Annotated in this window: 8 protein-coding genes; all 8 read left to right on the top strand. The window is 32.9% G+C overall.

The genetic code is table 11. The features are described 5' to 3' along the window. The first annotated feature begins 261 nt into the window (after window positions 1-261). The 8 genes from QL232_RS00240 to QL232_RS00205 all read left to right on the top strand — a co-directional run bounded on the left by QL232_RS00240 (window position 262) and on the right by QL232_RS00205 (window position 11312). Window positions 262-711 (top strand): hypothetical protein, encoded by a 450-nt coding sequence (locus tag QL232_RS00240; protein WP_168884607.1) that lies wholly within the window; start codon window positions 262-264, stop codon window positions 709-711. Between the two features lie 313 nt (window positions 712-1024). Continuing rightward, complete coding sequence (locus QL232_RS00235; RefSeq protein WP_281612539.1) at window positions 1025-3358, top strand: TolC family protein; 2334 nt, start codon at window positions 1025-1027, stop codon at window positions 3356-3358. Between the two features lie 362 nt (window positions 3359-3720). Then, the gene (locus QL232_RS00230; RefSeq protein WP_281612538.1) at window positions 3721-4803 is read left to right on the top strand and encodes an efflux RND transporter periplasmic adaptor subunit; all 1083 of its coding nucleotides are present in this window, start codon (window positions 3721-3723) and stop codon (window positions 4801-4803) included. Window positions 4804-4836: 33 nt separating this feature from the next. Then, the gene (locus QL232_RS00225) at window positions 4837-7950 is read left to right on the top strand and encodes an efflux RND transporter permease subunit (protein WP_281612537.1); all 3114 of its coding nucleotides are present in this window, start codon (window positions 4837-4839) and stop codon (window positions 7948-7950) included. A gap of 120 nt (window positions 7951-8070) precedes the next feature. Further along, complete coding sequence (locus tag QL232_RS00220) at window positions 8071-8610, top strand: hypothetical protein (RefSeq protein WP_168884610.1); 540 nt, start codon at window positions 8071-8073, stop codon at window positions 8608-8610. Between the two features lie 25 nt (window positions 8611-8635). Next, window positions 8636-9397, top strand: coding sequence for a hypothetical protein (locus tag QL232_RS00215; RefSeq protein WP_281612536.1), 762 nt, complete (start codon window positions 8636-8638; stop codon window positions 9395-9397). 12 nt (window positions 9398-9409) lie between these two features. Next, window positions 9410-10738 carry a PCMD domain-containing protein gene (locus tag QL232_RS00210; protein WP_281612535.1) on the top strand — a complete coding sequence of 443 codons (1329 nt, stop codon included), beginning with the start codon at window positions 9410-9412 and terminating at the stop codon, window positions 10736-10738. 247 nt (window positions 10739-10985) lie between these two features. Beyond that, on the top strand, window positions 10986-11312 hold the full coding sequence (locus QL232_RS00205; protein WP_281612534.1) for a hypothetical protein: 327 nt from the start codon (window positions 10986-10988) through the stop codon (window positions 11310-11312). Window positions 11313-12127: the final 815 nt, after the last annotated feature.

Genomic DNA, 12127 nt, shown 5'->3' with positions numbered 1-12127 from the left:
TTATCCTTTTAGTAGGGTAGCAGCTTTTTTTGTTGCTCTTTTTCATAATTATTGCTTTTTATGTTAATACAGTTTAACTGTGTTTCCTTATTTGGAAACTTACCCGTATAATTGTATCATAGTTTCTGAGTAAGGAAACTAAAGTGGTTAAGAGTTTTCAATAAAAGTTTAATGAATAATCTTCTGACTTAAATTGATGTAATTCTCTGAATTATTTGTTTCCTTTGTTGGAAAGTAAAAATAGAACAAGATTTATTTACGATGAATAAAGAAGAAATATTAGAGCAATTATCTATCACCCACCAAGGGGGAGGGTTCTCGCCATTAGCAGGTAAGATATTAGGTGTATTTTATTTGTCAAATGATAAATACCTTACTTTTAATGATTTAGTGGAGATCACTGGAGCAACGAAAGGAGCAGTAAGTAAAGCCCTTAAATCATTAAAAGATAAACATAGAGTGGACTCTATTTTGGATCCTAATTCATCAAGAAAAAGATTATTCTACTTAGATTCTGATGGTATTTCAACCTACATGGATCTTGTTGTACAGAATATGACTAGGGAAACAGAACTAATTGATGAATGTGTTTCTAGAAGAAATGATAATGCTCCTGATATTAAAGAATTGATGAGTAAAACAGTTACTTTCAATAAAGAGATTATTCAATTTCTTAAGTTGGTAACACATAAATACTTTCCAAAGGATTAATTATAAGATCCTAGTCAATCAATAAAACTTTAATTTTTCCAATACCATTATCAGAACAGTCGATATATGGGCTGATTTTTACATCCTATTGGTTTCCATTTACAGAAACTTAACCCTAATAAAAATGAAAAAAGACAATATCATTCAATGGATTAAAATGTATTTACCTTTAATTATTATCTCGGTAACTGCTATCATTATAACAAATTAAGGTAAGATCTATCTTCATCTAATTCTCCACTGTCAACTTAAGACAAATCGTTAAATCATTATCTCTAATAAGTTTCCATTATTGGAAACAAAAATCAATATCATGAAAAAATATTTACTACTTACATGTTATGTATTTATGCTTAGTCTCTCTCTATTTGCTCAAGAGAAATTATCAATAGGTATTATGGTTGATGCTAAATCAATTGATAATCAGACTTTGTACGAACAGCTTACCTCTGAAATTAATCATCTTGTTGGGAAAGAATATGTCATCGACTTTCAAGAAGTATTGTCTTGTGACAATGACCCACAAAAGGCAAGGTTAAATTATAAAACCCTTGTAGATAATAAAGCAGATATTATTCTCTCTTTTGGTATTGCTAATTCAATTATGTTTTATGAATCAAATATTGAGTTTGAAGTGCCAACCATCTTGCTAGGCTTTGTCAATAAGGATATTATAGATGAAATACCGTTTAGACAGAAAAGTTCTGGAATAAAGAATTTTACCTACTTTATAACTCCTTATTCTTATAAAGATGACCTAAAGGATTTTAGTCAATTGGTGAAATATCAACATGTAGGGATTGTAGTTGATGATTATGTTTTAGAATTAACACCAATTGTTTCATTTTTAGAACATGCTTTAGCAGCTGAAGATTTTAAATACACTTTAATACCTGTTCAAAAAGGACAAAAAGTAGATTTGCCTTCTGATATTGATGCGGTATATGTGAATAGTGTGTCCCAATTATCTAAGTCAGAACTGTTAGACTTAATAACAGAAATCAATACCAAAAAATTACCTTCATTTTCTGCCTATGGAGTTAAAGAAGTAGAAATGGGGATATTGGCGACAAATCAACCAAAAGTAAATATTGATCAGATTTTCAGAAGAATCGCACTAACATTAGAAGCAATTTCTTCAGGTGAAGATGCTGCAACATTACCTGTGGAGATAAATTATGATAAAGAACTGACAATTAATCTTCAAGTAGCAGATTGGTTGGGTTTGAATGTGACAAACAGCGAATTAGTGCAATATAATTTAGTGGATGAGAAAATTAATTTAAATCAGGAGCAATTTTCTCTAAAGCAACTCATGAATTTAATGGTCAATCAAAACCTTGAATTGGATGTAGAAAGGAAGAATATCGAGTTGAAAAATCAGGAAGTGAAACTTTCCAAGTCAAATTACTTACCAGAAGTAGCTGTGAATGCTGGAGGAAATTATTTAAACCCGGAAATGGCAGAGTTATCATTTGGACAAAATCCTGAATATATGGTCAATGGGAATGTACAATTAAATCAGACTATTTATTCTGCTGCTGCTTCAGCTAATATTTCTATTTCAAAATCTAATTTAAAGGCTCAAAAAGAAGAGTACAATGCAAAAGAGCTGGATGCACTTTTAGAGATAGGAACCGCTTATTTTAATACTTTAATCTTTGATGCTAATAAGCATATTCAGTTTCAAAATTTGAGCTTAACCAAAGAAAACTTAAAGTTATCGGAACAAAATATCGAATTAGGTGTTGGAGGAAAATCGGATCTACTAAGGTTTAGAAGTCAACTGGCTCAGAATACTCAATCTATGATAGAAGCTAAGAATGCGGAGGCACAATCACATTTAGTATTAAACCAACTTTTGAATTTGCCGATGGAAGAAAATATAGCATTAAAAGATAGTTTGATGTTATTTAATGAGAAAACATTGAGTGAATATAATGCCTTAATTTCCCTTTTGGATAATCCTAGAGACCGTATGTTACTGATTGATTTTTTAGTTGATGAGGCAAAAGTAAATGCTCCAGAATTGAAAGGGATAGAATACAGTAAGGAGGCTATAAACAGAAATTATAAACTGCAGAAAAATGGTCGTTTTCTTCCGACGGTTGCTCTTCAGGGACAGTACAATCAGTTTTTGTATCGTGATGGAGCAGGGATGAATTTACCGGCAGGGTTCCCTGACGTACCACTTAATAATTATACTGTTGGAGTTAATGTATCCATACCAATATTCCAACAGAATACTAGAAATATCAATCAACAAAAAACTAAAATTCAATACGATCAATTATTGGTACAAAAGAACCAATTTGAAGTAGGAATTGATAAATATATTCATGAAATAATATTGGCACTAACGAATGAGATTGCTAACATCGAAATCTCTAAATCAAACCTAGAAGTGTCTCAAGAAAATGTAGCATTGTCGCAAGACGAGTATGCTAATGGAATTATCCCTGTGATACAATTGATTGATGCACAAAATGATTTTCTAGAAACACAACTAGCATTAACCACAGCACAGTATAATTATTTTATGGTGTCTCTACAATTACAAAGAGCAATTGGTCATTTCTTTATTATTAGTAGTGAAGAAAAGAACACTGCATTTATGGCTAGAGCAATGAAATATATTCGTCAATAGTATAAATGTGTGTTGTAGTAATCTATTGAAATTCAGTGACTGGTACTGTGAAATTTAATAAAATGAAAGAAGTCGAATTAATATTGTTAATGGACTTGAATCATGTTTCCTGTTTAGGAAATAAACTATTATGTTTGTATCATAAGTTTCCAATAAAGGAAACATTTAATCTATTCATCTATCAAATTTTATTATGTTTCTCAATTACTAAAATTTAATCTTCTGAATCTAATTGGTTTCCAAATAAGGAAACATTTTAATTCAATTTGTAAAATCATTAATGTCAATTGTTATCATCCATATGAAGATTGACAAAATTATAAAACATTGGTTTCCTTTTTAGGAAACATAAAATACTAATTATGAAAAATATAAAGTTTATATATCCTTTTTTAGCTGTTCTAATGATTTCTATCTCATGTACAAACGAACAATATGAAGAAGAAAAAGCGATTAGAAGTGTACGTTATTTAAAAATTGAAAAGCAAAATATCGACGACAAGAGGACATACAGTGGTTATGCAGTCGCAAGTCAGGAAGTTGAATTGAGTTTTAGAAATAATGGGATCGTAACAGAAAAATTAGTAAAAGTAGGACAGAAAGTAAAGAAAGGAGATTTGCTAATGAGACTGGATAACGTAAAAGCAAAATTATCATTTGAGCAATCATTATCTGCATTAAACGCTGCAAAATCAGATATGCTTACGGCGAAGTCAGAATACATTAGAGGTAAAGTGTTGTACGAAAAAGGCAACTTTACTTTAAGTAAATACGAGACACTTAAAAACACATTTGAGAATGCTATTAATCAATACGCCTCAGCTGAGAGAAAGCTTGCAATAGATAAAGAACAAATTAGATTTGGTTACATCTACGCCCCTAAGGATGGTACTATTGCAGCTGTGGAAGCTAACTTAAATGAAACAGTAAGCAACGGTCAAACTGTGATCAAACTGAATGAAGGCGACGGTATAAATGTAATGGTGGGTGTACCTGAAAATGTAATTTCTCAAATTAATCAGCATGAAACAGTAGCACTGAATTTCACTTCCAGCGATGAAATTCTAAGTGGTAGAGTAACTGAGATATCACCGATTATTGATAACGAAAGTGCGACTTTCCCAGTGAAAATAGAGTTAGAGGAAATAGCATCATCGATTTATTCGGGTATGGTTACTGAAGTCACTTTCAATTTTTCATCAGACCAAGAAGTCCATACATCAATTGTATTGCCTTTAAGTGCAGTAGGTGAAGATCAGGAAGGAAACTTTGTCTATTACATCACCAAAGATCAAGGCGATACTGCTACTGTACACAAAAGAAAAATTCAAGTAGGAGACCTACTGGATCATGGTATCATCATTGAGTCAGGACTAACTGAAGGCGATATGATTGTTACTGCAGGCCTTCAAACTTTATTAACTGGACAAACTGTAAAACTTTAATTTCTTATTCTTCTACATCTATTTTAAAAAGCCATGATTAATTTAGCCAAATTTTCAATCGAGAAAAACCGTATTGTATTAAGTGTTTTAGGCGTAGTAATGCTAATGGGCGTAATGTTTTATGATACTTTATCTAGAGATAGTATGCCCCCTTATACGGTGCGAGTTGCGTCAATAGTTACTTCATTTCCTGGAGCGAGTCCCAATAGAGTCGAAGACTTAGTTACAGATAAAATAGAGAAAGTTGTACAGGAATTACCAGAATTAAAAGAGGTAACTAGTGATTCTAGAACAGGACTTTCAGTAATTAATGTTGAGCTAAAAATGGAAGTTGCTCCTGAGGACTTACAGGATGTATGGGACAGACTAAGAAGAAAATTGGAAATGATGAATGACCTTCCGGAGAATGTTCACCCTCAGTTGCAAGATGAAGGAATTGGAGAGGTTTTCGGAATTGTATTGGGGATTTCAAGTGATGGATTTTCTTATGCAGAAGTAAAGGAAGTAGCAGACGATCTAAGAAATGATCTTATCAGCTTGAATGATGCCGCAAAAGTAGAAATAAACGGCATACAAGAGGAAAGAGTCTTTATTAAGTTTGATAATGTAAAATTGAAAAGATATGGTTTGACATCCAATGGTTTGCAATCAATTATTAGTGCGACAAATATTTTAAACTCTGGAGGAGAAATTAATGTTGATGACACAAGAATTGTATTGGAACCTACAGGAAACTTTGACGAACTGTCGGACATTAGAAACATGTTATTCTCAGTCGGAAGTAAAGGAAATGTGATCAAGCTGTCGGATGTTGCTGTGATTGAAAAAGGATATATCTACCCAGAATCGCAGATCGTAAAAGTGAGTGGTAAAAAAGGAGTTTCATTACATATCTCTTTAAAGGAGGGAAGCAATATTTTGACTCTTGGAAATGAAGTAGATCATGTAATTGAAGAGTACAACGAAATGTTGCCAATTGGTTTAGAGGTGTTAAGAATTTCATCATTGGATGAATATATAGAAAACAAAGTAAATGATTTTGAAGTCAACCTTTTACAATCTATTGTAATTGTACTAGCAGTAATGATCATCTTTTTAGGTTTTAGAACAGGTTTAGTCATTGCGAGTTTAATACCTATTGTAACTATCACAACTTTTATGGTAATGGGATTGCTTGATGTTGGTATCAATCAGATTTCATTAGCCGCATTGATTATGGCATTAGGAATGATGGTAGATAATGCTATTGTGGTTGCAGAATCGATTATGGTTAAAATGGAAGAGGGGATTGAAGTCAAAAAGGCGGCCATCGATTCAGTACAGGAATTATTTAATCCTTTATTGATTTCTACACTAACTACCTCTGCTGCTTTCTTATCATTCTATATGGCGGAATCAGTAATGGGAGATATCATGGGACCTATCTTCGTCGTGATTACTATAGCTTTACTTTCTTCTTGGGTGATCTCTTTAAGTATTATTTCACTCTTATGCGTTTATTTCTTAAAAGTAAAACCAGTCAATAAAGTAGAAAAGCAAAAGCTTTTGGATAAGATGATTGATGCGTTAAAAAACGGGTATCAAAAGGTTATTCTTATTGCTTTAAAATATAAGAGAACAGTGGTATCTGGCGTAGCTGTTTTGTTTGTCATGTCAATCTTTGGCTTTGGTCTTTTGGATGTATTATTCTTTCCAAAGAGTGATAGAAATATGATTACGATTGATATTAATTTACCTCAAGGAACAAAAATTGAAAAAACACAAGAGGTGGTATCAACTATGGAAGAATACTTTAGAAGTCACTTATTAGTAAATGATGACAGAGAAGAGGGTATTGTTTCTTGGACTTCTTATATTGGTGAAGGCCCATCTGCATATGATTTAGGATACAGTGCAGACGAACCTAATGCCAACTACGCACATATTTTAGTCAATACTACCCACCACCTAGTGAACTCTAATTTGATAGAACAAATTGATAGCTACTGCTTTAAAGAGTTTCCTAATGCAGATATAAAAACGGTTTTACTTGGAGCTGGTGGCGGAGGAGCACCAATAGAAGTGAAAGTGTCAGGTAAAAACCCAGAACGTTTAACAGAAATTTCAAATACCATAAAAGAGAAGTTGATTTCAATTTCAGGAACTAAAAATGTAAAAGACAATTGGGGGCCAAAAGGCTTGAAATTTATTGTTGAAATTGATCAGAATAAAGCACAAGCTGCAGGTATAACCAATCAAGATATTGCTATTTCATTACAAACGATTTTGGAAGGCTTTAAAACTGGGGAATATAGAGAAGACGAGAAATCGATTCCAATAATATTACAAAGTAAAGAGAACTCTTCTCAATCATTATCTACTTTAAAAACAACCAATGTTTACAGTCAAAATTCAGGAAAGAGTGTTCCTTTAAGTCAAGTAGCGAAAGTGATACCTCATTGGCAATACACACAGATCAAAAGAGAAAACCTTAAAAGGTCTATCAATGTCGAAAGTGAATTGACAGCAAGTGGTAATGCCAATGAGATTATGATAGAATTGAAACCTTGGTTAGAAGAGCAACAACAAACTTGGGATAAAGGGTATACTTATAGTTTAGGAGGTGATGAACAAGAAAGTGCTGAAAACATGGGAGCTGTATTTAAATACTTACCATTGTCAGCTTTTATCATCGTGATGTTATTGATAATCCAGTTCAATTCATTCAGAAAGATGTCACTGATTGTGTTAACTATTCCATTGGGTGTTATAGGTATGGTGTTAGGTCTTTTAGTCTTTCAAGTACCATTCGGATTTATGGCCTTTTTAGGGGTGATTTCACTAGCAGGTATTGTGATCAATAATGCCATTGTATTGGTAGAAAGAATAGAGGTAGAGGAAAAAGAATTGAAAAAATCACCACAAGAAGCCATCGTTTCAGCTTGTCTTCAAAGATTCCGACCTATCATATTAGCAACATTCACAACGGTGTTAGGCTTAGTACCTCTTTATTTAGGAGGAGGAGCGATTTGGGAACCAATGGCAGTGACTATCATGGTAGGATTATTATTCGGAACAGTCATTACCCTAATCTTTGTACCATCATATTACAGTATTCTTTTTAAGGTGAATTATACTCCAGAACAGTTGGAGGCACTTAAAAAGTAATGGATATATATAGAAAATGATGTATTAAATAACCGCCACTTTTTGGCTAAAACTTTATAAAAAATGTTTCCATAAGAGGAAACTAAATTGATCATTAACTTTTAAACTTAATTATATCTTATGTCAATCATTGTTATTCAAGCTGTTGCTTCTGCTATATCACTTCCAACTGAAATGGACAATATCAATATCCACTTAAATGATGGAGAAGTTGTTTCTGTTACTAAAAAGGAATGGAAAAAAGGGAAGCATTTATCTACCGAAAACACTTTTGCTTTTGTAAGGAAAAAAGAGGTTCACTTTATACAAAAATCGGATATAGATTATGTAAGGTATGAGTCTTTTAAAACCCATGAAGCCACAGCCGACTTTATGAAAGAATACGCTGAACTTCAAGAATTAAAAGAAGAAGCTATTCAGTACCATCATACCAAATTGCATAAGAAGGCACGTTTCTCACAAGTTCTAACCGTTGGGGCTCTCTCAATGGGTGTGTTTGCTGCACCAATGGTGTTAATTGTTTCTCCTGTGCCTTGGATTCAGGCAAAACTAAGAATGAAGAAAGTGGATTATAATTATTGTCTGAAGGGAAAAGATTGGTCTGAATTAAAGAAAAATCATAAAGAGAAGAGAAAATCATTAAAAATCGTCAAAGCATAAACCTGTATCTCAAATCAAAAGTATCATGAAAAAAAGAACTACCTCACTACATTTTATTTGTCTATTCCTGCTTATCTCATCAACATCATTTAGTCAAAAAAATGAACACACTAGAGACTTTGATAGAGGCATTAAAAATAGAGTTTTTATTCCGAAAGGACAGTGGCTTGCTGGGGCAACTTTTCAATATTCACATCATAATAATGATAACTACCAATTTTTGATTTTAGAAGATTGGGATGGAGATGGGTATAACCTGAACGTAAGTCCTTATTTTGCCTACTTTGTTAAAGATAACCTTGCAATTGGGGGGAGATTCGGTTATACAAGAGGGCAATTGAATATTGACCAATTAAACATGGATTTAGGAGACGATCTGTCTTTTTCAATCAATGGTTCATCTCAAGTTTCTCATACATATAGTACTTCTTTTTTTATGAGAAACTACATCAGTTTAGGGATAAGTAATCGATTTGGACTATTTAATGAAGTAAGGTTGTCCTACAGTTATGGGCAATCTAAAGAATTGGCAGTTGGAGACCATAAATTGGATATAAGAGGAAGTTATACCACTACAAATCAAGTAAGTTTAGGAATATCACCAGGTATGGTTGCTTTTATTAATAATAACATTGCCATCGAAACATCTCTTGATGTGATAGGTATTAATTATCAATGGACACATCAAACAGAAAACCAAGTTGATCAAGGAACGCGTAGATCAGGTAATGCTAACTTCAACTTAGATATTTTCACATTAAACATTGGCCTTTCCATCTATATCTAAATAACTGCAACCATGAAAAATATATATAAATTCATCATCTTATTATCATTACTTTTTACTTCATGTATCAAAAACGATGTGCCTTATCCTTACATCTTTGGAGAGATATTAAGCTTCCAATTGGAAGTTCAAGAAGGAGGTGCAATGATATCTTCTGACGAGCAACGAATTGAAGTAATGGTTCCTTTTGGGACAGATATCACTAACCTTGAAATTGTGGATCTCACTTTTACCGAAGATGCGACGATCACCCCTTCGTTTAATGAAGTGAAAGATTTTAGTGAGGAGGTTCGTTTTATTGTTTCTACTTATCAAGATTATGAGTGGACAGTCCATGTGATTGAAGCCGATTTTAATGTGAATATTACTTCTTTCAGCATAGAAGGACAGATTGCAGCTGAGCTTGATAATGTGAATAGAATAGTGAAGGTGAAAATTCCATTTTTCCTTGATAAAGAAAATTTATTTATTGAGACCTTTAGCTATTCACCTGCAAATGCAATAGTTTTTCCTCTTCCCCAAGAAACACATGATTTTTCCGAAGATGTTATCTTTTCTTTCGAGGGGATAGAATGGACGGTTCAAGTAGATTATGACAATGATGAAGAAAGAATTGGTGATCAAATTCCATATTCAGATTTTAATACTTGGTATTATGGTGGTAGAAAAGATGATGAAAGTAATGCCAATAGAAAATTCTATTTACCCGGTTCCACTTTTGGTGTTACTCCGTGGCGGACAGGAGATGTAGGGGCTGCAGATCTAATTATCCCAACTGGAGTCCAAACAGTGTTCCCATATCCATCGATAGAAGAGTATGAATATACGGTTTTGAGAACAACTTCTATGTTAGGTGTGATAGCCGCAGGATCATTATATACTGGAGAGATTCAAGGAAGTGGACTGACCAATGTGATCACAGATTTTGGGATTCCATTTAACGATAAACCGAAGAGTTTTACAACATCTATACAGTATTTACCAAAGCGTTTTGATCAAGGTATGGATGCCTGTGATGTGTATGTATTATTACAAGTAAGGGAAGGTAGTGGAGAGGATGAAAAACGATACCGTTTAGCGACAGGTTGGTATAGAACAGATGAGAGTATGAATGATTTTCAGGAAATTAGTATCCTACTTCTTTATGGAAATCATAATGATCTGGCTCCGTATATGATGCCAAGTACGAATAATGAAAGAATGCCTGAACATGGGTTTGCAGAGGTCTCTAAATCACCGACACATATTATTGTGGTTTACTCTTCTAGTTATGATGGAGCAAATTTTAATGGAGGTGTTGGTAGCGAATTGAGGGTGAAAGAGTTTCAGCTTAATTACTAAAAGGTAGGAGAAATGGTAAAACTAATGCATTGAGTCATTAGTAATAGAATATTATTCAGAAACAGGATAATAAATAGATCTTTATAAGGTTATCTCAACTCACCTATTTTCCTCAAGGCTGATTTTAAGCGTTTTATCAAGTTCAAGGTACTGGATTGGAGAATATTTATTGAGACTTGAAGAAATTTTAAGTTTAAAGTAGGGTTTTTTACTTCGTTTTGCCCTATTCAAGGTAAAAGAAGTAAAAATGAAAAAAATAACTTTTATCCTACTAACAATCATTAGTGTTGCATGTTCAGAAAAGAAAGAAGTAAAACATGTATTAGATATCAAATATGTTTCATCTCACAATTTCGTAAAAGGGGGCTTATATAAGTACACTCCAACTAGTGAAATTCTTTATGTATTTAATACTGAAGTAACTTCACCTAAAAGAGATGGTTTTTTTGGACAAGGCCAGACACTTGTGAATTTTGGGAGAAATACTGAAGGAACTTTCTATGTATTTAATGAACAACTAGACTTCTATAGAGAATTCCATGAAGAAAAATGGATCGAAGCGTCAACTAAATGAAAAGTTAATTATTACAATTTTATCATTAGTTGCATTCATATTAGTATCATATTTACAAATAAAACAAGATGTATGCACAGTAGTATTTCAAATTAGTGGTTCAAACTAAAGCACATTATTTGTAGAATAACTTATTTATTAACAAGTGTGTTAGAATCGTATAAGTCTCTTTAAGAGGTGGGATATAGGAGAAGAGATAGCTATTTCCAATGGTCAAATCAGTATGTATTAAAGTTGGTCTAAAAGAACTCAATGGAAATAAAATCGTTAGCTGTTGTTAGTTTTTGCTTATAAACACAACGTACAAAAAAAGCTGCCCTTTTTAGAAAGAACAGCTTTTTCCACACTCTAATCACTCACTACAAACTAAATTCTTGACAAGTACTCCTATACCCGTTAAGGTATAGGAGACTTGTCTATAAGTATGGCGGGAGAGTGTCCCCGCGCTCAAAAATGAGCCACATTAAATACTGACGATCTCCTTGAGATCATTTGTGAATCGGTATACAGAAACGTATACCTTATTAAGCGAACAATTCTCAACTAACCTCATGTTTAAGGCAAATTCGAGTTTCTTTATGTATTTATGTGCTACTTATATGAAGACCTTTAAGTCTTTAGATGAAAGGGAATGTCAGAGAGGCATAAATCCTCTCTGACTTTTTTGCAGAGTCATAGACAAAAACTCCACTTTAACCCGCCATATATCGTTGTAAATAATTGTACTTAATGTAGATTAACGTACAATCGTTATCATGTAATAATTCTAATTTATAAATTATCTAATTTTCATATTTACTGTCCTAAATGGTACA

It is taken from the genome of Flammeovirga sp. SubArs3 (assembly GCF_947387565.1).
GTDB classification, from domain to species: domain Bacteria; phylum Bacteroidota; class Bacteroidia; order Cytophagales; family Flammeovirgaceae; genus Flammeovirga; species Flammeovirga agarivorans.
Note: the sequence above shows the minus strand (reverse complement) of the source record. Positions and strands in the feature narration are given on the sequence as shown.

What these genes read in the sequence shown, in the direction of transcription:
- QL232_RS00210 (WP_281612535.1), top strand. Translation starts at nt 9,410, where the DNA reads ATGAAAAATATATATAAATTCATCATCTTATTATCATTACTTTTTACT.
- QL232_RS00225 (WP_281612537.1), top strand. Translation starts at nt 4,837, where the DNA reads ATGATTAATTTAGCCAAATTTTCAATCGAGAAAAACCGTATTGTATTA.
- QL232_RS00240 (WP_168884607.1), top strand. Translation starts at nt 262, where the DNA reads ATGAATAAAGAAGAAATATTAGAGCAATTATCTATCACCCACCAAGGG.
- QL232_RS00230 (WP_281612538.1), top strand. Translation starts at nt 3,721, where the DNA reads ATGAAAAATATAAAGTTTATATATCCTTTTTTAGCTGTTCTAATGATT.
- QL232_RS00205 (WP_281612534.1), top strand. Translation starts at nt 10,986, where the DNA reads ATGAAAAAAATAACTTTTATCCTACTAACAATCATTAGTGTTGCATGT.
- QL232_RS00235 (WP_281612539.1), top strand. Translation starts at nt 1,025, where the DNA reads ATGAAAAAATATTTACTACTTACATGTTATGTATTTATGCTTAGTCTC.
- QL232_RS00220 (WP_168884610.1), top strand. Translation starts at nt 8,071, where the DNA reads ATGTCAATCATTGTTATTCAAGCTGTTGCTTCTGCTATATCACTTCCA.
- QL232_RS00215 (WP_281612536.1), top strand. Translation starts at nt 8,636, where the DNA reads ATGAAAAAAAGAACTACCTCACTACATTTTATTTGTCTATTCCTGCTT.